This window comes from Calothrix sp. UHCC 0171, assembly GCF_034931845.1.
Taxonomy (GTDB): domain Bacteria; phylum Cyanobacteriota; class Cyanobacteriia; order Cyanobacteriales; family Nostocaceae; genus Brunnivagina.
The window spans coordinates 1-24,098 of record NZ_JAYGHN010000046.1; the positions used below are offsets into that span (position 1 = coordinate 1).

Consider the following 24,098-nt stretch of genomic DNA (forward strand, 5'->3'; position numbering starts at 1 on the left):
CCCTAATGGTTATATGAAAGCTTGTACGGTAACGCTTACATTACTAACTGGTTACAACTCAAGAACAATCGAAGGATGGTTTTATGGCAAACCATATCACTATTTAGTGGGAATATTATTACGTTGCTTTCATATTATTTTTAAACTACAGGAATATCTAAAAATCTGGAAATATTAAATTAGGTTTTGCTGATTTATTTCCGCAAATTTACGCAAATCTTTGCATTTAATTGGAGAACTGATTATTTAATAAAAACTATTGTCTAACAACACAGTTAATTTGAAAACAACCCATACTTATCTGGGTTTTATTTTTGAATTAACGATGTCAATAGTCAGACCATTAACAGGCTATAAACAATCACTTTAACCGGATATTGACACGTATATTGTCAGTGCATTAACTCTCTCTAAGTTACTATTGACTACCTAATGATAAAGGAATGGAGAAATCAGCTATTTCACATCATAAATCCAGAAATTAACATCTCGACTTCGCTCGATGTTAACCTGCATCCCTTGGGTTTTCCCCTATCTTTAGCAGAGGGAACCAGAATTTTAGGCATCTGTTACCGTACCTGGAAGCGATGGGAAACTCTAGCGATAGCCATACCGGAGTATAAATTACAACAGATACAAATGTTGAACAGAGCATCAAGTTTTAACGCCACACCACCCATAGTTCCCTATCAGGTGTGGGTTGTTGGCAAAATCGGAGAGATTTATCAAGAACTTCCTCATGGAATGGGGAAAAAGTGGATGGCACAAGAATATTTGAATGCTAAAAAAAGTGAGTTTACAAGAGAAGAATATCGACGCGAGCAAGAACGATTGGTATCCAATGTCTTAAATGAGGAATAAATCATGTTTACCAGAGAAGAATTATTCGAGTATTTCGCAGGACTATATAGTCAGGAGCAAATAATTAATGCGCTGGAGGAACTGAGTAAACACAATAGTGAAATTGACCCCAATGCCGAGGAATTTCCTACTACTATCACCGAGCGTTTGGAACAAGTTTTCAAAATAGTAGAAGAGGCAATTAACCAGCAGAAAGTGTTGACAGAAAATACAACTAATAATGCTTCTCCCAGTCTCGTTCAAGTTGAGAAACTCGCAATTGAAATTGCCACAGAGCGTGCAGCAAATATTCCTGCTGATGTGTTTCGGGGAATGGTGGAGATTATCGCAGGAGAAGCGATCGCCAAAGCAACTGTACTCCACCAAATCTCAGATGCGGTACTCAAACACACCTTGGCACAGTTGAATACCAAGTCACTCTCAGAAATTAACCAGGAATCAGCGAAACAGATTTCTCAAATCACCCAACTATTAACTGACCCCGAAAAGCTGGAGAAAATTTTGGATGATTACGGTATTAATTCTAGTTCACAAGTACAAACAGAACTGGAAGAAATGACCACCATGACAACCGAATTTGATGCTGGGGAATTTTTGAATGAGGTTGCACAAGCAAAAAAGCCCAATACCCCCCAAACGATTCTGGATACCCGTCAACTCACACAAACCCTAATCAGTCGTTACTTGCATTCATGAACAAATCTCGATTTATGAAGCATTTAGAACGCAATCCGATGACAGCAGTTTTCTTCTTCAGTATCTGTGTTTGTCTAGCTCTTTCAAGTGCAAACATCAAAGCGAATTTCTCTGCTGTTTCCCAATTGCAGAAAACGGTGCGCGAAAATTCAGCTTCAGTATGGCAACTCCAAGCATCCCAACAAACAGCAGAAGCACAGGCAGAAATTGCTGAAAAAAGATATCAAAAGGGTTGTGTGATGGTAGTTGCGATGAAAGACCCCAATTCCTTCACCTCCCTCTCAGTCGGACAACCAGTTATTGACCGAGTGCGGAAAACGGAGCTACCAGTGGGGACAATCGTTTGTGATGCGAATGGAAATACCGCCAAAATTGTTCAAGTTAACGACAAACCAGTAGTTGGAGAGATTGCTTTTACAGGCGATCGCACGGTTATTGAACAAGCTAAAAAAAGAGCTAACAAACGCTATGTCTTACCAAACCTTTAATAATTCGTAGTTTGTAATTCGTAATTTGTCGGAGCGTGAAAATATGTCATCAGGTTCTAAATCTAGAAATCGAAACAGTGGCACTCGTACTATAGTTCAAATCCTTTACTGGGTTACAGTCATTGTTGGACTATGGTTTGCGTGGTTAAATATCCAACCCTACGCTCAATTTGTAAAAGCAGCGATGGCAACTGCAACAGCAGACGCTGCTTTGATTAAACTCATTGCAGCCATCCCAATAATTAACGGTATTGCTGCGACAATTGGTACTGCGCTGCATTGGTTTGTGGGGTTATTGATTTGGTTAGTTATTCAAACAGTTGAGGTGTTCCCGATTATTCTAAGACGCGATCGCTCTTTCATGAAGGTATTAATTGATGAGGCGCAATCATCTCAAAAATTTGCAATTCGTGATTCGGATGACCCAGCTTTAAGCGCACTCAAACGTTGGTACAACAATTTTCCTACTTTGACTATTACAAATGCTCGAAATCTTGCACTATTTGTCTACACAATTGACTTTTTAATTTGTGTTGGGGTTTATCCTCCCTGTAAAGGTGGATTTGGTCAACTGATGTTTATTTTGATGACTGGACAATGGTCGTTGTTGGATTGGGGAAACATTGCCTTACTTGTAATCACACTGTTTGCGATTGAAACAATTATCCGTTTTCTGTTTTGGTTGGGACAAATAGCCTACTTCATGAAATCCGCTCATTCTCTTTAATACTATGCCTTACTCCAATCAATATTTAGCTTATATCCGCTCAACAAAGTGGAAACACAAATCTCAGCAATGTCAGCAATTAACAAAATTCCACTGCATAATATTCCCTTGGTTAAGAAGTAATCATGCTCATCACCTAACTTATCGTAATTTAGAAAAGGAAATCCCAGTTCGTGATATAGTTCCGCTTTCAAAAATTGCACATTCAATAGCCCATTGGTCGTTGTTCTGGAAAACTCCATTGCGTCCTTTAGTCAATGGAATATTAAGATTTTTAATGTTTCTATGGATAATTATTTGGTCAATATTTTGATATGTCCACATTTAATCCAAATTCACGTCAACTCACCTCCCAGGAATGGCAAATTATTGCAACGGATGCAATTTCAGACAACAACTGCCAATACTTAATTATTGCTGGGATAATTGGTGGTTTGATGACAGCTAGTGCAACAGCGTTTCCTCCAACAGGTTTTGTGATTGCTGCTTGGGGGTTTTATGCCGCAATTAAACGAACTCAAGCCAGTAACCGCAATGAAATAGCTATCAATAATTATGCTTGTGTTGCACATGTTCTTTCAGGTGATAACTTGCGAGATTTCCGCTCTCAGGTTGGAGATACTGAAGCTAGAATACAAATTCAATGGGCATTGGAAAATGGCTATTCAATCAGTAATGATGCACTTGATTTTTTGGAGACACAACCTAATTTACCCTCCGGGTACGCCACTTTGACGGGACAGAAACTGACACCGCCAAGTGACTCACAAATATCATCTCCAAAACAATTACCCATCTCTACACCAATTTTAGAAAGAACATCAACCCAATTAATCACATTTGACAAACAAGTTCCTAATTTACCATTTGAGTTTGCTCGTAGTTTAAAAAACTCTTTAATTGTGGGTGTACCTGGTGCTGGAAAAGGTATATTTGTTACTAATGCTCTCAAACATATAAAGCAAGATAATAAACGTCAAATCACAATTTTTTATATTGACCCCAAAAATGACCCGAATGAAACAAAATATTTTTCGGGACGGGTTGATTATCTATTTCGTCAAGATTTGATGATCTGTGATGCGGCTGATGCTTATAAGTGGTTACAAAATTGTATTCAAAAATTTGATGAATTCGATGCAGGATTGGGATATAAACTGCTGGTTTTTGATGAATTAAATCTTGTCACGAAAACACTCAAACGTATTGAGGGAGGACTTGGATGGTTGGAAGGTAAGTTAACTGGATATTCTAGTTCTGGTTCTTCTCGTGGGATTGTACTGTGGGGAATTTCTCAAAATGCTCATACGAAAGGATTAGGCTTTGATGGTGGAACCCGTTCAATATTTATTCCTGTATTTCTAATCAGTGCTGATAATCTTTCCGCATCTGAGGGAATTTTACGAGCAACAATGATTCCTAGTGATAAAAAATTATCAACTGCTCAAATTAAATCTTTGTGTGATAAATCTCCTGTAGGTAGAGCTATTTTCTATGGGGGATTAAATGAATGGTTCCCCATGCCAAAACTACCAAATTATTCTGGTTTTGATAGGGATAGTAGACAGTTTATTGATGAGCCAACAACTATAGAAGAAAATGATGAATCTGCTGATTTTAAAAGAACAAGCCCAAAGCTTTCAAAAGTCAGTCAGACGGAAAAGATGATTAAAATGTTGGCAGCGACATCTGAATGTTCGATTTCAGATTTTATCAAAAAAGAGTTAAAAATTAATAATATTAATCAAGAAAAGGAATTGATTGCGGGAATTATTGAAATCTTAAATGAGCGGCGAGAATGGCAACTAATCAAGAAATTTAGTTTGGATATTTAACATAAATATAGCTGTCTATAAATGTATATATTTTTCCAAAAATAATCTATATAATATATAGACTAAATTTAGATTAAAAATATTAAATATTTTTATATATCCAAATAACTAATGATAGTAAGATAGTATCAAATGATTGTAAAATAGAGAGAGTTAAATAAAATCTTACTTGTTTGACTTAACGTATGATGTCAAGGAATAAGAAATTAGTAGTCAGTTTATTTTGTGGAATTGGTGGTCTTGATTTAGGCTTCCAATCTGCTGGATTTGAAGTTGCAGTTGCTATCGACAACAATCCCAAAGTTTTAGAATTATATAAACTTAATTTTCCCGATACGTTAGTTTTATGTCGAGATATTGGTGATATTTCCTTCTCTGAAATTAGAGAAATAATTCAACAAAAATATCCTGATTGGGATGGGGAAATCGCCGCAGTTATTGGTGGACCACCTTATCAAGGTTTTTCGGTTGCTGGGAAGCAGGATGTGAATGATGATCGCAGTCAATTAGTCCTAAAATTCATCAATCTGGTGGTAGAACTAAATCCGTCAATGTTCGTGATGGAGAATGTTCCAGCGATCGCACAGAAGAAGTTTGCTGGGATTACTGGGAATGCGATAGCTGCGCTGACCAAGGGTAACGCACTCATCGAAGAACACTACATCCTCTCTAAATGGTTACTCACAGCATCCGATTTCAGTGTGCCGCAAAAACGGCAACGAGCTATCTGGGTGGGGTCTAAATTTGGCGAGGTTGCTGCACCTGTCGGGAGCGAGAAGAAGTTTAATGTGGGGGATGCGATCGCCGATCTAACTCACCTCCCAATCGATTCTCAAACCGAGACCTGGGAATTAAAAAAAAGGGCGAATATGCTGAATATTTGGACAAAATATGCCCTAATTCTGCAAAACCCTCAAATATCATTAGCGGATGTAAAGCAACAACGCACACACCTGCGACCCAGCAGAAATATGGCGATACCCTACCAGGTGAGAAAGAACCGACGACTTGGGCTTATCGATTGTCTAGCGATGGTTTTTCCCCGACGTTACGCGCTGGGAGTGGGAATCGAACAGCTGCACGTCCAATACATTATGAACATGCGCGGGTAATAACGGTTCGTGAGGCTGCGAGGTTGCATAGTTTTCCCGATTGGTTCAATTTCGGGATAAGTAAATTTGCTGCTCATAAGGCGATCGGGAATAGCGTTCCTCCAATGCTTGCTTATGCTATTGCATCTCAACTGTTGATGCATTTGGAAGAACAGCAACAAAGTTCGATAGGGGGAAGTTGTTTTGTGCTTACCCATGTGCTGGACTTACAAACTCTTGAACCATCGGCTGATTTGCGAATTTTTTGTTCAATGTGGCAACAGCCAGGAAAACTAAATTATCTTGCTTTTGGTTTGCTTGATGCGGAAAATGCCGAAGTTGGCAACGAGCGATCGCCTCCGTCGCCTCCTTTAACTTATTAATCTAATTTTCTGGCTAATTGCTTAACTTAATCCTGTTTATTTGTCTTTTTGTTTAGGTTTAGTCAACCACCAAGCTGCTAAACCAAGGATTACGGTGGCTAAAACACTCCAAAATAGAGATAAAACTAGGGGATGGAATGAATATTTCAAATTCATTGGTGCGAAGGGTTTATCGATGTGTTGGGTGACGACACCAGAGACGATCGCACCACCGCCAAAGGCTGTACCTAATACTTGAAAGGTTCGTTCCAAGGAGCGATCGCGTTTGGTTTGTTCTATCTCGATTATTCCCCGCACGGTGTTGGTTAAGTCTTCTATAATTCTTAAACTGGCACTGAGGCTGGCACAGTCTTGTTGTATCTGAACTTTGTATTTGGTTTTAACTGTTTTGGTAAATTTTTCTAGGCATTGCAAATTAGTATCGCCTAATGTGCTGTCATTTTGCTGTTTTTCTTTGGCTTTATCTTCAATATCTTTGATGAAGCTTTGATAGTTTTGTAAGTTATTATCTATGGCTAAACGCAGTATTTCTAAATAACTTAGTTTGCTAGCATAATCAGATAGTGTTGCGATGCTTTGGCTCAAAATTTTCTGCAACTCTTGTAATTCTTGCTGAGATATTTTTTGATTGGCAAAGCCGTAGTTAATCTTGTTGACTCGATTGATATTCTCTGAAACTGTCTGAAATATTGCTTTTAGCTCAGTGGTAAGTTGGCGACTATAGGCGTATTCCCAAATAATTTTATTCCGCATATTAAATAGTCGTAGCCAGTCACCATAAAATTCTGCGGCTACTTCCATATTCCACAGATTGGGATATAGAATAACCAACACATGAACATTTTCTTGTTCGACATTTAGCCATTTTTGCGGTGGTTTCCAGATTTCAAAAACTGTCGCACCGAGGAATTTTCCCTGTTCTGGCTTTTGGCATTCAATACCTGTTAAAATTTGATATGTTTCTTTGGCAATATCTTCCGGTTCGGGTTTAATTCCTGGAACTAGCGAACCCGATACCATCCAAGTTTTGCCGACGTTACCGCTTTTTGTTGCGCCTTGTTGTTTGAGATTTTTGAAAACGTCTATTGGTTGGGGATTTTTGCGATCGTCAATGGAGCAATCGAAAATTAGTCCATAGGTATCGTATAAACGAATTGGGTAATAATAGCCTTCTAATTTATAGGTGTCGCTAGTGTCTTTAAAATAATAGTGATTATCTTGAATATTAAATTGTTTTTTTGTCGATGGTTCGATTAATTCTTCAAGTAATTTAATATATTCTGGGTTTTCTCCCTTTACTTCCGCGTCTAAATTGACTTTGATTTTGTCTGGTAGATTTTGCCAAAAGTCTTTATGATTTTCCCTAATTTGCTCATCACTGTCACCCAAACCATTTCTGAATTGGTAAATAAATAAATCTAAGGTCGGGTATATAATTTCTTTCATGGAATCATTATTTGCTAATCAGCATTTAAGAATTTTCCTGATTCTTGTTTGGTGGTTTTTCCGGGGTTGGAGGGTTGACATTGGTTGGTTTTAAATCTTGAGGTTTTGGTTTATCTCCGCTCACGGAAAAGCCTTTCATTTGTGGTTTTTTACTCATGACTATTTACTACTTTTATTAGTTGATTGAGTGGATTGGGTGGATTGGGAATTTGAATTATTGGATGGTGGGGTTGGTGGGTTTGTGTTTGTCGAACCGAGTTCTTCGGGTTTGGGGTTATCGCTTTTGACGGGAAAACCTTTACTACGTTCTTGTTCACCTTGTTGTTTTTTTAAGTTTAGCCTTTGGGTATCGTAAAGTTGTTTGAGTGGTTCGCATTTTTTAACAAGGTTTTCAAGCTGCTTAATTCTATCTTCTGTAGCTCCTTCCTTCAAGGCATCACACAATACATTTATTTCCTGTTGCAGTTCCGGTGACAGTGTGGATATATCGAACTGCTGGAGTGCAAGTAGGAAAGCTTGTTTGCGGAGGTTATAAGTTGCTTGCATGGGTGTGTGATGTTTAGGTGTGAATTTTGCCTGTGATAATGAAACTTGCCCAATAATAGGGATGGGAATATGGAGGTATAGTTGTATTTATTTTAGCGGGGTAATTTTCGATGATAGCTGCTTCATCTCGCAAATCTTCCGCACAAATGTAATTTTTTTCTTGTATTTCTTCAGCGCACTGTTTGTACCAATTTACGAGTTCGCGGTATGTGACAATACGTAACCACATTTGGGTGCGTTTGAGTGCAACTGCTGGGGCTGTATGCCAGTCGGGTTGGCGGTAAAATTCAATCATGAATAAAGCGCTGGATACGGATTCGACTGTCCAGAGGGTGCTGAGAATATTTGTTACGCCTTGGCTGAGGAAGCCACTGACTAATCCCACGTACTCGGTATCGATGGTTTGATTGCCTGTAATGGCGGTTTCGCAAGCAGAAAGGCTGACTAGGCGGTAGCTATCTAGGGATAATTGGGTAATGTCTTCTAGGGTGAATCTATCCGTACCGCTTAAGGCAAGGCAAGATAGTTTTGGTCTTTGGTAATTATAGGTTGCGTGTCCGGTAAAGTGAAATATTTGGTGGTTATTTGCCAGGGCTGTTTTGATATTTTCCTTGCTGGCTGCATTTCCAGATAGTCGCTGGGGATTTGCTAACATTGCACAGATGGTTGCGGATTCCATTTCTGCGTCGGGTAGTTCTTCAAATGGCTCACCATCTGATTCTTTGCTATCGGGTGCTTCTATGCTTAAAAGGTTAGTTGGGATTGAAATCGGTTGTTTTTGTTGTAGGTTTATGCCAATTTGGGCGCTGGGTAAGTAGGTGATGGTAAAGTCATCTGGGAATAGGGTATGGAGGGGGAAACGGTGTAAATCGCGGTGGGGAATTAATATCAGATTTTGGATTTGAGTATTTTGGTTCTGGATGGGTTCGAGAATCGCGGGAATGTTGAGAATTTCGCCGAGTTGTGTTAGCAATTGCGGTAAATTATCTCGCCAATCTGGATTTGATTCCTGCTGTTTTGCTCCTTTTCGATGATTATCGTATTGTGTATGCCAATTTTTGAGCCAAGCTTCTAATTTTTCTGGGTTTTGTGTAGGGATAACGATGGGTTTATCGGCATTGGGTTTGATGATAAATGTAGTGATGGCAAAAGGGCTGATATGCCAGTAGATTATTGCTGTGTTTGGATGAATTTGGGAATTTATTAACTTTTGAATTTCGCTGTAACTGGGGCTGAGGATATGTTCTTTGCGAGCATCGAGTATCCAGGTGAGGTAGAAATTTTTGTTTCTTTCCGCAGTTTCTAAAGCAGAGATAAAATCACCATCTTCGATTAATACATCTACCCGCATTTGCGAGAAACCAGAAAATTGAGCTTGTAATTTGCGTTTTTGGTAAGAAGATTTATCGGGGGAGTTTAATAATTGTCCGAATACTGCTAATGCTTGTTTACGGTATTCTTTGGCTGCTTCATCTTTGTTTAAACCGAATAATACGCGAATTAAGTCTCGTAATACTTGTAAATGTAATTCGGGGAAGGCTTCTTTTGTTAGGGTTATTAGGGCTTGTTTATATTCAGCCTCAGCTTGAAGCCAATATTGACGATAATTGCGCTCTCCTACACCTTGGTAATAGTGAGCATTACCTATTGCTTGATGTAACTTTCCCCAACCTTCGGGGTGTGTATTTTGCTGGCAATATTTCAAACCTTCTTGATAGCTTACTAATTTTCCCTCATAACCACGCTGATTCAGTGCTGGGTTCTGTTTAGCAATAGGGCTAGAAAGTACCAAAAATCGATCGTAACTCACCGATTTTCCTGCTGCTATACCCCGATTGTTCCAAGCATCATGGAAATCAGGTTTAAATTTAATTGCTTGGTCATAGGATACGATCGCTTCTGAGTACCGTACCAAATTATCCAGCGCAATACCCCGAATGTGCCAAGCATCATGGTAATCAGGTTTTAATTTAATTGCTTGGTCAAAAGATGCGATCGCTTCCTCAGACCGCCCCAAATTACGCAGCGCATTACCCCGATTGTTCCAAGCATCATGGAAATCAGGTTTAAATTTAATTGCTTGGTCATAGGATGCGATCGCTTCTGAGTACCGTCCCAAATTATTCAGCGCAATACCCCGAATGTGCCAAGCATCATGGAAATCAGGTTTTAATTTAATTGCTTGGTCAAAAGATGCGATCAATTCCTCACCCCGTTCCAAAATACCCAGCGTAAGTCCCCGAATGTACCAAGCATCATGGAAATCAGGTTTTAATTTAATTGCTTGGTCATAGGATGCGATCGCTTCTTCATTCCTTCCTAAATAAGCCAGTGCATTTCCCCGGTTGTACCAAGCTTCATGGTCATCAGGTTTACATTCGAGTGCTTTGTCATAGGATGCGATCGCCTTTTGATAATTTCCAGCGTTAATTGCTTCAATGCCTCGCTTTAAGAATATTTCTATAATTTCAGAGTTCTTGCTGAAACCTTTGTATTTTGAAGATACTATTGACGTATTCTTATTTTTTTTGTGTTTTCTTTCTTGAGAATTTTTCATAAGGTTTTCTTTCTTGAGAATTTTTCATAAGTTTTATATCTATTCATTGCTCAAATTCCGTAAAATCATTGCTACTTGCTCTTTGAGTTCGGGTAAATTGCGATCGACAATTTCCCAAACTAAATTTAAATTTACTTTCAAATAATCGTGAATCAATACATCTCTCAAACCAGCCATTTGTTGCCAAGGCACATCCGAATACGAGTTTCTCAATTCCGGAGATAATCTTTTTGTTGCTTCGCCAATAATTTCAAAGTTGCGAATCACAGCATCTTGAATCATCGGTGTCTGAATAAAAACATCCCTACCCTCGCTGGTATATTCCTCAATTCTGGCGATGCATTCTTGAATATTACTCAAATACAAACGTTCGTCTTTCATAAATAAACTGATTCTGCCAACACTTTTTCTCGAATCAAATCGTGAAGACTTCCAGGTTCTGCAACATCAACTTTACGATTTAATAATTCTTCTAAACTTTGAATTAAGGCAATGTAGTCAAATAAACTACGGTTTGGTTCGATTTCCACCAAAAAATCAACATCACTATCGAGTCTTGCCTCACCTCTAGCAACTGAACCAAATACCCGCACGCTATGGGCACCATATTTGGCAGCGATTCTTAATATTTCTTCTCGAAATGGTAGTAATAGTTCTTGAATTCCCATAACCAAACCATTTAATTTTTAGAACCTTTTACTGTGCTGTATTTATTTTATAATGTATGCTCTGTTATACTCGCCAAATTAGACAAAATAACTTTAACCAGTAATAATAAAACTAGCCCAATAATACGGATGCTCATAGGGCGGAACCTGTGTATTGATTTTATCGGGGTCATCTTTAATCATCATCGCTTCATCCCGTAACTCAGTCGCACAAATTGGGTCTTTTTCTGAGATTTCCTCAGCCCGTTCCTCATACCACCTCGCAAGCTCACCATACGTCACGCTACGCAACCACCTTTGTGTACGCTTCAGTGCAGCAGCAGGAGCAGTATCCCGATTGCGCTGACGATAAAATGCGATCGCAAACAAAGCACTAGAAATTGACTCCACCCTCCACAGGGTACTAACCACATTCCTCACACCTTTACTGATAAAAGCACTGACCAAACCCACGTATTCGGTAGTAATCGTTTGATTACCAGTAATCGCGGTTTCGCAAGCGGAGAGGCTGACCATTTGGTAATTATTAAAAGGTAGCTGGAGAATATCTTCTAGAGTAAGCCTGTCGGTTTGACTCAAAGCCAGAACCGATCGCTTGGGATTTTGGAAGTTATAGGTTCCATGTCCGGTAAAGTGAAAAAATTTATACCCAGAGGTAAGAGCTTTTTCGACATTTTCCTTTGTCGCATCGCTACCAGCCAAGCGGTAAGAATTGGCAAACATTTGGCTAATTGTTGCTGACTCCATCTCTGCATGACGAAGTTCTTCAAATTTCTTGTCTTCAATAATATCTGTGCTGTCTGGTGCTTCTACACTTAATAACTGTTTGCTGGTATCGGTAGTTTCTGGTTGATGATTTTCTTGATAGTTGACGCGCAAAGAAAGCCCGATTTTGGCACTAGGTAGGTAAGTCACCGTGAATTCTTCGGGGAATAGGAAATGGAGGGGAAAGCGATGTAAATCCTGGTGGGGAATTAAGATGAGATTGGCGATCGCTGAAGCTTCATTATCGGCAGAGATAGCACTGACAATGGCATCGATGTCAAGAATTTGACCCAAATCTGCAAGTAGATCGGGTAGGTTTTCTCGCCATGTTTGTCCTGTTTCTTCGCTGTCCTTACCCTCACGATAGTCGGCATATTGTTTGTTCCAGTTTTGTACCCACGCTTCAAACTCGCGGTGTCGTTTGACTGTTGTTGGTAATTGTCCGTCTGATGGTTGGTTTTCCTCTGGTGAGTTGATTGCAGATATCTGCGGGGAAATCACGATGGGTGATGGGGTGTTGTGTTTGAGGATAAAGGTATTGAGGGCATTTGGGCTAATATGCCAGTAAATAATTGCAGTTGTGGGGCTGAGTAAATTTTGGATTTGGGAGTAGGTAGGGGAGGAATCATCACCCAAGGAGTACAAAAGCCAACTCAAACAGGCATTTTTACCTTTTTCAGCGAGTTCCAAAGCCGCACACCAGTTTCCCGATTGGATGGTTAAGTCAACGGTTAATTGTTGGAAACCGGCAAATCGTAAGGCTAATTGTTGTTTTCTGGCTGGACTGGGGGTGTTTTTCAGCAGGTTTTGGAGGATATCTGTAGCCCGTCGTTGGAGTTCTTCTGCTTCGGATGTTTGTCCCAACGCAGACAAACAGCGAACAAAATCTTGGAGTAGTTCTAAATGGGCTTCGGGAAATTGGGTGAGGGTTTGTAGAGCATTTTGGTAGCTGCGAAAAGCCTTTCGCCAATGGGGATAGGGGTTTTCATCTTTGCATCCGTATGTGTAATGGGCGTTTCCGATCGCTCGGTGGAGTTTTCCCCAACCTTCGGGATGGGTTTCTGGGGGACAGTGTTTTAAACCTTCTTTATAGCTGGCGAATTGTCCTTGTTTACCACCTTTGTTTAAATCTGGGTTTTTGAAGGTAATTACGAGGTCAGGGTAGGAGGTGGTTACGGGTAAAATAAACGAGTGGCTAATTCTGACGATGTTTGATATTGCGATCGCTCGATTAATCCAGGTGTTGTAATCGTCGGGCTTGATTTCTAAGGCTTTGTCGTAGGAGGCGATCGCTTCTTGATATTGCATTAATTTATACAAAGATACGCCTCTGGCTTCCCAATTTTGATATTTGTCTGATTTAATTTCTATACCTTTTTTATAAGATGCGATCGCTTCTTCATGTCTTCCTAAGTGGGCTAGCATAATGCCCCTACCGTGCCAAGAATTACTTTCTATATCATGAATATCTACGAAACTCGGAACTCTTATAAATTTTGAGCTAATGTTTGTTGCTTTTTTGCTAGCATCTATTCCTTTGTCGTAACATGCGATCGCTTCTTCATATCTTAATAATTGAGTTAGTACAAAAGCTTTCCCACTCCAAGCATTAAACACTTCTGGAAAATTAGGATCAATTTTTAAAGCTCGCTCAAAGGAAGTAAGTGCATCTTCATAGAAATGTAAATCATTTAATATCAATCCTCTATTAGTCCATGCCTCTGAAAAATCAGGCTTAAATTCTACTACTTTGTCATAGCAAGCCAGTGCAGCTTTGTAATTCCCTAATTTTTTCAAAGCAATTCCCTTATCATACCAAGCATCATAATAATCAGGTTTCAATTTAAGTGCTTTTTCACAAGATTCAACTGCTTCAGTAAAGTTTTCTAAATATGTTAATACTACACTAATATTTCTCCAAGCATCATGGAAATCCGGTTTTATTTCTATAGTTTTGTTAAAAGATATAATTGCCTCTTGAAACTGCTCTAAATGTGCTAGTAATGCACCCCGACCATTCCAAGCTTCATAATAATTAGGCTTACATTTGATTGCTTCATCAAAAGATGCAATCGCCTCTTCAAAACAACCTAAATCATTTAGAATAATACCCTGATTGTACCAAGCTTCGGCATAATTAGGATTTAACTTTAATGCTTGTTTTAGATAATCAATTGCTTGTTGTAAATTACCAAATTTACTCTCTGTTACACCTCGATTACTCCAAGCGATATGATAATCGGGTTTTAATTTGAGTGCTTCATCAAAAGATCGAATCGCTTCCTGCAAGCGCTCTGAACGAAGTAATACCACACCCTTAGCGTTCCAAGCTTCATAGTTATCAGGTTTCAATTCCAGCACTTGGTCAAATGATGCTAGTGCATCTTCTAGATTTCCTTTATTTAGTTGTTTATAGCCTAAATCAAATAAAAAAGTAGGTTCTTTGCCAAAACCTTTATAAGGCGACAATTGAATTGATTTAGAATTTATTTGTTTCGTTTTTTTATTTTTTTTCATTTTTGCTTATTTTTTTATAAAAACAAAGAATAATTAAATCAAATTTATACCATCAATTTTTGTATTCTAACTATCACTTGCCGAACTACATCAGCATGGGGAGATTGGGTAGTCTGCAATATATCCAAGGCTGAGTGCAAATAATCAAGTGCATCATCATATTTTCCTTGCTTTTCTAATAATTGACCTAGCATTCCTAGCGCCATACCTTTGCCGGAAATATCACCAATACTTTCTTGAAGTTTTAATAATTGTTCGTATAGGATAATAGCTTCTTCAACTTGACCATGCCTAGCATGGATAAATGCCATGTTATTCAATGTTGTTATTTGTCCTTTAACATCTTTAAGCCTTTTGACTATCTCAAAAGCAATTTTAAAATGTGTAATAGCTTCTTCATATTTTCCTTGCTTATCGTATATGAATGCAAGGTTGTTTAAAATTACTGCTTGAGGATGGACACTATTATTATTTTTTGCGACCTTCAGAAGTTCTTTTAAAATAATTTCTCCCTCATTGTGCTTACCTTGCTTGTCATGAAGAGTTACAAGATTAAGCGCAGTTACTAACTGACCTTGAAAATTACCAATATTTTTATGAATTGCGAATGATTCTTGAAGATGTGCTTCAGCGTTTTCAAGTTGACCTTGACTTTCATAGATAGTGGCTATTGTATTCAAGGTTGTTGCTTTACCTAATAAATTATTTTGCTGTTCGTCTATTTTAAGAACCTGCTGTAGATAAATCATGGCTTTGTCAGGTTGTTTCTGTTTCGCATACATACTTGCCATATCGTGCAAGATAGCAGCTTGACCGTTAAAGTCATCTGTCCGTTTTGCAATTTCTAAAGACTGTTCGTAAAGCTTAATTGCTTCAGAAAATAGACCTTGCCAAACTTTTATTCCTGCTAAATTATGAGTAATTGCTGCCTTCGTATTTTCATCTTCTAAAGGACACAAATTTAAAGCTTGTTTATAATCTTTGATGGCTGCTTCAATTTCACCAATTTCTTTCTCAGAACGGGCTAATTGATGAAAGATTTGATAGTTATTGGTAATTTTTAAAGTATCAATGCAAATATTAACTGCTTGCTGAAATCGACTGTGATTAATCCATGTTCTTGCAAGCGCAGTTGCAACATCAACTATGATTTGCTTCGCTTCGCTTCTGTATGCCAACCGATAAATTTCTAACCCTCGTTCATCTGTTGACGTTTCCACCCCTTCCCACCACAGACGATACAACACCTCAGCCGCTCGCTTACACAAACTCTCCCCATCGTCTGCTAACTGCACAGGCAAAATACGCGGCACACGCAAAGCCTCATCATAACTAACTTCCAACAACCCCAAAGCCACAGCCCGAGCGATATAATCCTCCAAATCAGAAATACCCTCACAAACCGCCGCTAAAGCTTCCCTCGGTACAGGCAACTCAAACACCAAACCCCGTGATAACATCTCCCGCATCGTTGCATCCATCTGTTGCAACAGCGTCTCTGCCAAAACTTGCTCTCGCAACTCCACCGGATTTACTGCCAACTGACTCAAAATTGCCGTGCCATCGACCGTTGGATTTTGCAGAATCTTATCCAACCATTCCAACAACCGGGGATTCCCATCGGCTAACTTCTGCCCCTGGAATTTTAACGCCTCATCCACCTGAGATTTGGCACTAAAAGCTGTCAGGCGATCGCACTTTTTTCGCAAATCTGCCCCTTGCAGTGCATCCAATGGCTGTTTGTAGAAATACTGCAACTGGGTAAATTCAAAATCGTAACGACAGGTAATAATGATGCGGTGGGACGCGGAATTTTCTCGAATTGCCCACACCAAAGCCTTTATTACCTCTGCTGCCTCCGGTTGCAACACATAACCATCGTTGCGGGGTTCTAAATTTCCCTCAAAGTCATCCAGCACCAACAAAAACGGCTTTGCCGCATCATGTAACTGCTGAAAAACCCTCCGCAACCGAAATTTCAATTCCTCATCATAATGTTGCAGGCTTTTACGTTGTTCGCTGTCATCCAACTTTTCCGCCAACCGACTCACCAAACTCGCTTCATCAATGCGTCCTACCCAAACAACCCGCTCAAAAGTCGGCAGGCGATCGCACAGCCTAGCTGCTAAACTACTTTTACCCAAACCACCCATACCATGAATCAACACCCCAACTGCATCGCTGGGTTGACTTAGCACCCGCAAACAACTTTGTAATTGCCGACGACGACCAACAAAACTCTCCCGCGTTGGGACTTTGATTTTACCTGCGGGGTCTAAAAACTGGGTGGTAACTGTTGGTGCTGGTGCTGGTTTGCGTCCGGGTTTCCGCAATGGTGTGACCAAGTAACTCGGTAAATTACCAGCCGCATACAACCGCAACAAATGCCAATCCCGCGCTTTATTCTCAATCAATGTTTGGTAGGTACAAGCAACAGCCTCGGTGATTTGCTTTCCCGCCGACAATTCCCGATATAATGCAGCAGCTGCGGCAGATGCATCGGTATCTAAAACCGTTTGACCCCAACCCAAAACCGCTTTTGCACCCGATTTCAGCAATTCTTCTGCCATTGACGGTACAGAACCGGAATTCCCAGCTTGCCCGGTGCGACAGCCAGAGAGGAATATAAGTTTGGGTAGTCGAAATTGTAGTTCTTGGGCGATATCTTCCGCGCTGGCATAATCAGCCTCACCCGTTGGCGTTTCCGTAATAAACCGGGGTTGCCCATCTTGAAAAGTAGCATGACCCGTCAAGTGTAAAACATCAAAATAATCGCTGTCATAACCATCAACCAAATAACCCAACTCCGACAAACAACCGCTTTCTTCCACTGTCAAAGCTAAAGGTTGCCGTGCTGTCGCTTCCAGAATCCGCGCTTCCTCAGCCTCAAAATCCAGCACGGGTGAGATATTCAACGGCGAAGTCGCCATAAACAAAACTTGCAAGGCTCGGTTTTCCGGTTCCCCATCAACAGTTAATTTTTTTACAGTGCTATCCGACATCCACCGCACCGGGACAATCGCCGGAACACGCTGCACCAAAAAGCTATTTCCATCGTGCAACACTTCCCAGGGCAAATGGGCGAGTTTTTCTGCGGCTGCGATCGCTAAAATAATTCCCTCACGACGATGTTTATCCAGTAAGGGTTGTAAAGTGCGATCGCTCCCATCCAACCAGTTATACAACCGCCTTCCAGTTACCGTATAATCCTCTGGGAAAGCCGAAACATAATAATCACGCTCTGCCACGTCAATCAAATCAGCGATTTCTGATAGAGGGAGCGATCGCTTCTCGTACTGATTTGGGTTATCAGTGAAATAACGTAACTCTACGTAATTATCCGCAACTGGTTTGAGGTCGAGATGGAGGATTTGCACATTCCGAATCCAGAGACTTCAGTATTTTCCTCAAGTTTAGCATTTCCAATTCTGGAGAATTTAAAAGCAATTACTCTCTGTTTCTCTCAAATTCTTCTTTCTTGGTATACTTCACGCCTAACTTAATCATTTCCCTTCCAAAATTTGCCGAATTTCCTCCACTGTCGCATCCTTCAACAGCAATCTTCTCCCATTTCGTCCCACAATCAACACCTTTTCAATTCTTTTGCCCGACTGCTTGGCTTGACATTCTTGATACCATTTGCGGATTTGCTCGGCGATCGCGATCGCTCCTCCCACAATACCAACAATCGTCGCAACTGTTGTAATTACTGGCTCTCGTTCCTGTGCATCTGCGTTAACTTTATAATTACCGGAGATACCAGGAATTTGTAAAAGTGCTTCTGTTGCCGCAACTGCATCTTCACCTTCAATTGCTAACTGGATTTCTGCCATAATGTTTTTCTGTAAGTAACTTTAGGCTTATTGTAGACATGATGGCATAAAATATTACTGTGGCTAAAGTTTAAATTGGTAAGCGATCGCATCAGCAATTACTTGAGAATAGAGATATTTGATGCGATTTCAACAAACATATTTCCCAATTCCTTTGGTTCTAATTTATGCAACCCACCTCCATAAACCCGTCCCCCAGAAATTAGAGCCTCGTCAGAAATATTATTAAGATTTAGCCATAAATCCCGTTTCAGTGAAGGTTGACGGGTCAGCGCATCAGCCAAAATCGGCTTGGGATATAACATCAAGTAAACATTTGCCGCGATCGCATTAGAATTATTCAAGATAAAACGAAAAGCCTTTCCTCGACTGCTATCGGTACGTCCCATATATGTGCAAAGATAGGGAGCAGGAGAACGATTTTCCTGTGAGTACCAAGTATTGCGGTGTTTGCAGAGGTAGCGGGAACTAATACCGCTTTCTATCCCTACCTGGAGATATTTCCACAATGTAGGGTAGCTGTTTTCTATTTCAGAATGACGCACGCTACGCGAACGCGTGCGATTGGTGGTGCAGTTGCCATCCTCAGTATAGGGAGTACGGATGGATGTTGACGTAATATGGTAGATGTAATGTTGGTTAAATTAGCAGTCCAAACCAGCGCTGATTCTAATTGTTGTGCGGTAATAATGCGGGTGTTTCGGTATGCAATGGGAGCGAATTCCATAAACCAGTTGTTGTACAAGTCTACCGACAGGGCTACATCTTGCTTCCATAAATGGGGTTTGTCAGCGTTAACTGGCACTGCGTTTCCTTTACCTTGTTGAAAATTGTTATTTCATTTAATTATCGATACCACATTTTGAGTAATATTCTGCTACCAGCATATTCAACTATCGTTCAAATTCTTGTAATACTTTGTTTAACCCATACACTCCCATTTGAGCCATACTATCAACTAGATCGAGACAGCGCGATCGCAATTTTTCATCTTTGCTTTGGCTGTAAACTCGAATTAATAATTTGCTGATTTCATCGCTGTAAGCAATATCAGGAGTATTATCATGATTATTTGCTTGAGAGATGTTAATTATTCTTTCACACACGACACAGGTAATATCTGGAAGTTTTGCCGTTGTTTTTTCCAGGGCATAAATCAAATCACGAGGTTTAGTTTCCAATGCACGGCTTGCAACAAAAGCTTCCACAAAATTACGATATTGACCTAATTCTTGCTCTTCAAATTCAAAGAAGCATCGAGATGCTTGCGAATGAACTGCCTCGTTACAGTCATTAAAAAGTTGAATTAATCCTGTCTCGCAAAATTGGCGAAACTGTGCAATTTTTAAATTTGCAACGAACACTTCTGCTGCCGAAATGCGATGTGCTTCTGTTCCATTAAGACAAATTTCTCTAAGGTAAAGTGCCTCCTCTATCATTAATGATGACAAGCAAGCTTGCCTTGCACCAACTTTAACTACTTCTTGTAAATCAGAGGCAAGCATTCGTTCCAAGATAGAGACTAATTTCTTAAAATGGGTGGGTACTGTATAATATAGAAAATTTTCAACTGTACTTGTTGCCAAAACTGCATCCTCAGTGTCACACAATTGTAAGAACAAATTGACAGCTAAATTCCGGTCGTAATTTAACATTGCTACCAGCACTTCTGCGGCGCAAGACCTAACAGCAATAGAAGAATCTCTAATTATCTGCTGCATGGGATTATAAAAATAAGAAGCACGATTTTTGTCAGCAAAAATAAGCTTTGCGATCGCGCTGACAGCAGCGCCCCTTGTTGAGTTAATTCCGAAGCTGACTATATTACCACTATTATTTGTACGCCAAGATTCTTCCTCTGGATTCGGGTCATTTAATGCATACCAAATTAAAATCTCAAAGGCTTCTTGATTCCACAATAATTTTGGCTGTTTATTAAACAGCCATGCAATCCATCGACCGCAGGGACGATTAGGTAATTGATGGCAGCGCTGACATACTTGGAATGCGGTTTTAACATCTACACTAGCTTCCGCAATACCATTTAAAATCGCATCAAAGTAAGATGGATTGGCATTGTCTGGAATTTTCCATATTAAAGATGCAAATCGTAATGGTTGTTTTTTAACTTGATTTTCCAAAAGGGTTGAAAGTTGAGAAGCTCCACCAATCAGTTCTCCCGTTTTCTGAAATCGAGTACCAGCATCATTGTATTCGTACTCAGCAATAGCATTTAGCCACTGCTGGTCGGTCATTTTTTCTACTGCTTTTTGGGAAATAGGAGAAGGAACAATTCGAGCTTCGATTGATTTTGGTGGTTCAATTTTTCCGAATGGCGCTAAATAGGTTTGAGCAAACTTACGCTGCCACTCATATAATCTTCGTGCGATCGCTTCACTGGGATAATATGGCTGAATTAAATTGGGGAATAAGTCAAATAATACTTTTAGCCACACTCCACAGATAGTTAGTTCAAATAATAAAATCTGCTTAAAAAAGGTTTCAAATTCAAATTTCAGTTTACATATTTGAGATGTATGAATAGCATCCAAAAGCACAAATTGTGCATATCCTCGTAACTTTATAAATTCATATTCCTTTTCCCAGTCCGGATAATAGTTGAGTATTAATACCTCCAATTTTCCTATATTTTCATCAGATGAATATGGAATTATCGCTTCTAATAATTTTCGAGTCGCCCAAAATCGAGCCGCACGAACATTTCCTGCTCCGCATGAGTAACCTGCTTTCAAACGTTCCGGTTGTTCGCAAAGATATTCAACTGCATCATTTACAAAGTATTTTCCATTTGCTGCATAAGAACAAATTAGTAGATATTGAGCAGTTTCAAAGTTTAATTGTTGAAGCGAATTTTGTGCAATATTTGCAAAATCATCGGGATGATTAGCAGCTAACCTACATAATGCGACTTTCATCTGACTTAATAAATCATGCTTTAAATCATAACCTGTACCGTAATGTCTGAAGTACCAAACAGCATCTTGCCAAGATGGATTATCTCGCTTTAAAACGTTTAATTCCATCACTTTAAGCATAAAAGGTAAAACATTTCTGACAAATGCTTGGGGTGCATTAGTCGCACTTTCACTTATAGTTATTTTTTCGTAATTACTATGAGGGAACACTCCAGAATTTCTGTCAAATGGATTTGGATTTTCTAATTCTAAAGAAATATTCAGCCGTCGATTTAAAAAATGACCTATTGCTTCGCAGGCCCACTCAGGGTTTTGTGTCGGTAAGTTATATATGTGATGCCAAAAATCATTACTAGCACCTACCTGACGGTCAAGGATGCCTGTATCAATTAAGAGCAAAAATAAATCAAAGAACTGCCTTCCTGCTCCAAGTTCTGAAAAACTAATTAAGCCTGCAAATCTTTGTGACCACCTTTCTGAAACACCAACAAAAGGTTCCAACAATTCAGCAACTCGATCGGGAACCTGCTTTTGCATAAAAGAAAGCAGCCTTACCGTTTTATCAATATGACTCTCGTTTTCACCTTGCAGCCACTTTTCAATTATCTCCAGACTATCTAGCAATCGAAACCAGTAGATAGAAGAATTGAAAATAACCCATACTTCCTGTCCGATAGGATTTTGAGAACACATCAATTCGTTGATTATTTCCCATTCTTCTTCTTTGGGATTATCAAGTGCTGCTAACAGAGCAATTACTACCTTTTGCAAATGAAATCTAATATCTGAACTATTAAGCAGTTCTCGAAGGTTTTGTAGATAACAATCAAAATCTTCCTCTCGCTGATGGATGAGAATTTGCCTGACTTGAGCGCGACGAAACAAATGTTGCTCACTACTTCGTAAAAACGTTAATAGTTCTTGACCGCGATATGCAAACCGACGGGCAAAAGCATAATCAAAAAAGCTTTCATGGAAAAACGAAATACGTTTATTTTCCCAAGTTAATATATGCTCGGAAGCCATTGCTTTCGCATCATCAGCAAATTCATCAACAACACTTTCTGGAGCAGATAAACTTTGTTGTTGCTGGCTGCTCATATAGTCACATAAGCGATCGATAACTTGAGTCCATTGAACCGAACGACCGAGACGTTCTCGTAATTTGCCTTGCTTTTTGCTCCAAAACTGGTCGTATAGTTCCTTTGCTGTTTGAAAGCTTAAAACATCTACTGTAGAATCTTCAGCTATTTCTGCCAACAAGCTCAAATGCAAGGGTATGGATAATAGGTTAAGTTGCTTTTCGGTTAGTCGTGTGGTTTCTAAACCTAATTTGCCAACAACATCTCTGACCCTGGAGTGAGGAAGACGATTAATAGCGATCGCTTTAGCAACACCATTTTTCTCGTCAATCAAACGTTTTAATCTATTATCGTTATCTAAATCAAACTTGCGACAAGCTAATAATAAATGGATATTGGGATGTGCCTGGGCTTGTTTGATTATCTCGAAGATACAATCGAAAAATTGAGGATTGCGACCGGATGCGAAACTCACGGCATCAAGTTGGTCAATAACAAGCACACAATCTCGATTTTGGGCGATATTAGCTAAAACGATCGCAGGAGAACCTGGTAAACCCAACTGTTCCGCTAATTTATCGGGTAGCGGCGTTGGTTCCAAGCGATCGACACGAAAAGCAAGTACGGGAATACCTTGGTTTTGCAGCTTTTCCAACACTTGCAACATTACACCACTTTTACCAACTCCAGCTTCTCCCACACACAAAATGCTTTGTTTTTCTTGGGTGAGTTGCTCAAATGCAGCTTCCGCTTCATCACGAGGGATAATATTACCTGCGATCGCCCTTTGGTCGCGTAGAGAGGAAACATAAATATTATTTACATTTTCAACCGCAGCTAAAACATGAGGGTCTTTTCCCCATTGACGACGACGATAACCTCTTTCCTGTAATAAATAATGCCAAATATCATGTGCCGTTAGTTCGCAATGAATTTTTTCCAAAACTAACTCAGCAAGCTCAATTCTGATAGTTTTTGGGTCGCCTTCTACTAAAGCAGCTATGCGATTTTCTACAGTTTCAACCAAAACATCTTCGCCAAATGTTACTACCTTCACTCGTTTCAAAGCTTCAAAAGCAGCGATTTCCGAACAATTACCCCATTTTTGACGTAATGTGTGGAAATTACCAGATTGCGTCTTATTCAGAAAATCACGCTCAAATTCCGTCCAAGATGCAGCACTTCTGGCTCTTTGGGCTAACTCTCCCAACTCATCCGCATCTTGGGTAGAAACGAATACACAAATAACTTCAGGATTGCTAAGGCTTTTCCAAAAATCTGATAAAACTTGAACTTGTTTATCCTCCAATGCACTCAGCGTCCAGCGTCCCCGTCCACTTTTTTGGCGTTTAACTTGATGGCACTCCACGTTCCCATTTTTACTCACGAAAAACTCGAATGCATCCTCACCAGGCTTTTCCAAACGAATAGAATCAGCTTTCTCGTCTATGACATCGAGTATGCAATACACTGTCCAACGACCTTCGTAGCGGTTGCCAATTTTGTCAGTTTCTCCACCTGGTAAGGGCATATAATCGCTGTTTTTCTCGATATTGTGTGAAAAAATCGCGTAATTCTCGATTAGTAAGAGTTACTTAAATAACTTCGACTTGATTATTATAAGTATTCTGGCATTGGTCTAAACTGCTACCAGCTAAAAATCAACG

19 protein-coding genes and 1 pseudogene are annotated in these 24,098 nt (G+C 39.7%); 8 read left to right on the top strand and 12 right to left on the bottom strand.

Annotation, left to right across the window (positions count from 1 at the left end; translation table 11 throughout):
- The first annotated feature begins 432 nt into the window (after positions 1 to 432).
- From VB733_RS23635 to VB733_RS23670, 8 genes and pseudogenes are all read left to right on the top strand, one after another.
- A complete protein-coding gene (locus tag VB733_RS23635) occupies positions 433 to 861 on the top strand; it encodes a hypothetical protein (protein WP_323342503.1) in 429 nt (142 codons plus the stop codon).
- A 3-nt stretch (positions 862 to 864) separates the two neighbouring features.
- The gene (locus VB733_RS23640; protein ID WP_323342504.1) at positions 865 to 1,557 is read left to right on the top strand and encodes a hypothetical protein; all 693 of its coding nucleotides are present in this window, start codon (positions 865 to 867) and stop codon (positions 1,555 to 1,557) included.
- A complete protein-coding gene (locus tag VB733_RS23645; RefSeq protein ID WP_323342505.1) occupies positions 1,554 to 2,045 on the top strand; it encodes a hypothetical protein in 492 nt (163 codons plus the stop codon). The genes VB733_RS23640 and VB733_RS23645 overlap by 4 nt, the downstream gene beginning before the upstream one ends.
- Before the next feature lie 43 nt (positions 2,046 to 2,088).
- The gene (locus VB733_RS23650) at positions 2,089 to 2,772 is read left to right on the top strand and encodes a hypothetical protein (RefSeq protein WP_323342506.1); all 684 of its coding nucleotides are present in this window, start codon (positions 2,089 to 2,091) and stop codon (positions 2,770 to 2,772) included.
- 314 nt (positions 2,773 to 3,086) lie between these two features.
- Entirely contained in the window at positions 3,087 to 4,607 is a 1,521-nt protein-coding gene (locus VB733_RS23655; RefSeq protein WP_323342507.1) for a hypothetical protein, read from the top strand.
- A 185-nt stretch (positions 4,608 to 4,792) separates the two neighbouring features.
- Positions 4,793 to 5,719, top strand: a complete 927-nt coding sequence (locus tag VB733_RS23660; RefSeq protein ID WP_323342508.1) for a DNA cytosine methyltransferase — start codon at positions 4,793 to 4,795, stop codon at positions 5,717 to 5,719.
- A pseudogene (locus tag VB733_RS23665) lies at positions 5,695 to 5,793 on the top strand (DNA cytosine methyltransferase); the annotation flags it as partial. The gene VB733_RS23660 and the pseudogene VB733_RS23665, both read left to right, overlap by 25 nt.
- Before the next feature lie 30 nt (positions 5,794 to 5,823).
- Positions 5,824 to 6,081: a hypothetical protein gene (locus VB733_RS23670; RefSeq protein WP_323342537.1), complete on the top strand. Its 258-nt coding sequence runs from the start codon at positions 5,824 to 5,826 to the stop codon at positions 6,079 to 6,081.
- 36 nt (positions 6,082 to 6,117) lie between these two features.
- Here VB733_RS23670 and VB733_RS23675 read toward each other — a convergent pair whose 3' ends face one another.
- The 12 genes from VB733_RS23675 to VB733_RS23730 form a co-directional block, all read right to left on the bottom strand.
- Complete coding sequence (locus tag VB733_RS23675; RefSeq protein WP_323342509.1) at positions 6,118 to 7,527, bottom strand: hypothetical protein; 1,410 nt, start codon at positions 7,525 to 7,527, stop codon at positions 6,118 to 6,120.
- A gap of 25 nt (positions 7,528 to 7,552) precedes the next feature.
- Complete coding sequence (locus tag VB733_RS23680) at positions 7,553 to 7,684, bottom strand: hypothetical protein (protein WP_323342510.1); 132 nt, start codon at positions 7,682 to 7,684, stop codon at positions 7,553 to 7,555.
- A 2-nt stretch (positions 7,685 to 7,686) separates the two neighbouring features.
- Complete coding sequence (locus tag VB733_RS23685; RefSeq protein ID WP_323342511.1) at positions 7,687 to 8,073, bottom strand: hypothetical protein; 387 nt, start codon at positions 8,071 to 8,073, stop codon at positions 7,687 to 7,689.
- Between the two features lie 13 nt (positions 8,074 to 8,086).
- The gene (locus VB733_RS23690) at positions 8,087 to 10,630 is read right to left on the bottom strand and encodes a CHAT domain-containing tetratricopeptide repeat protein (protein ID WP_323342512.1); all 2,544 of its coding nucleotides are present in this window, start codon (positions 10,628 to 10,630) and stop codon (positions 8,087 to 8,089) included.
- Between the two features lie 39 nt (positions 10,631 to 10,669).
- A complete protein-coding gene (locus VB733_RS23695) occupies positions 10,670 to 11,011 on the bottom strand; it encodes a DUF86 domain-containing protein (protein ID WP_323342513.1) in 342 nt (113 codons plus the stop codon).
- Positions 11,008 to 11,298, bottom strand: a complete 291-nt coding sequence (locus tag VB733_RS23700; RefSeq protein WP_323342514.1) for a nucleotidyltransferase family protein — start codon at positions 11,296 to 11,298, stop codon at positions 11,008 to 11,010. The genes VB733_RS23695 and VB733_RS23700 overlap by 4 nt, the downstream gene beginning before the upstream one ends.
- 93 nt (positions 11,299 to 11,391) lie before the next feature.
- Positions 11,392 to 14,580, bottom strand: coding sequence for a CHAT domain-containing protein (locus tag VB733_RS23705; RefSeq protein WP_323342515.1), 3,189 nt, complete (start codon positions 14,578 to 14,580; stop codon positions 11,392 to 11,394).
- Positions 14,581 to 14,624: 44 nt separating this feature from the next.
- Complete coding sequence (locus tag VB733_RS23710) at positions 14,625 to 17,957, bottom strand: tetratricopeptide repeat protein (RefSeq protein WP_323342516.1); 3,333 nt, start codon at positions 17,955 to 17,957, stop codon at positions 14,625 to 14,627.
- Positions 17,958 to 18,083: 126 nt separating this feature from the next.
- Positions 18,084 to 18,413 (bottom strand): hypothetical protein, encoded by a 330-nt coding sequence (locus tag VB733_RS23715; protein WP_323342517.1) that lies wholly within the window; start codon positions 18,411 to 18,413, stop codon positions 18,084 to 18,086.
- Positions 18,414 to 18,511: 98 nt separating this feature from the next.
- Entirely contained in the window at positions 18,512 to 18,958 is a 447-nt protein-coding gene (locus VB733_RS23720) for a hypothetical protein (protein ID WP_323342518.1), read from the bottom strand.
- Entirely contained in the window at positions 18,940 to 19,218 is a 279-nt protein-coding gene (locus VB733_RS23725; protein WP_323342519.1) for a XamI family restriction endonuclease, read from the bottom strand. Before VB733_RS23725 ends, VB733_RS23720 begins: the two co-directional genes overlap by 19 nt.
- Before the next feature lie 88 nt (positions 19,219 to 19,306).
- Positions 19,307 to 23,962, bottom strand: coding sequence for an ATP-binding protein (locus tag VB733_RS23730; RefSeq protein WP_323342520.1), 4,656 nt, complete (start codon positions 23,960 to 23,962; stop codon positions 19,307 to 19,309).
- Positions 23,963 to 24,098: the final 136 nt, after the last annotated feature.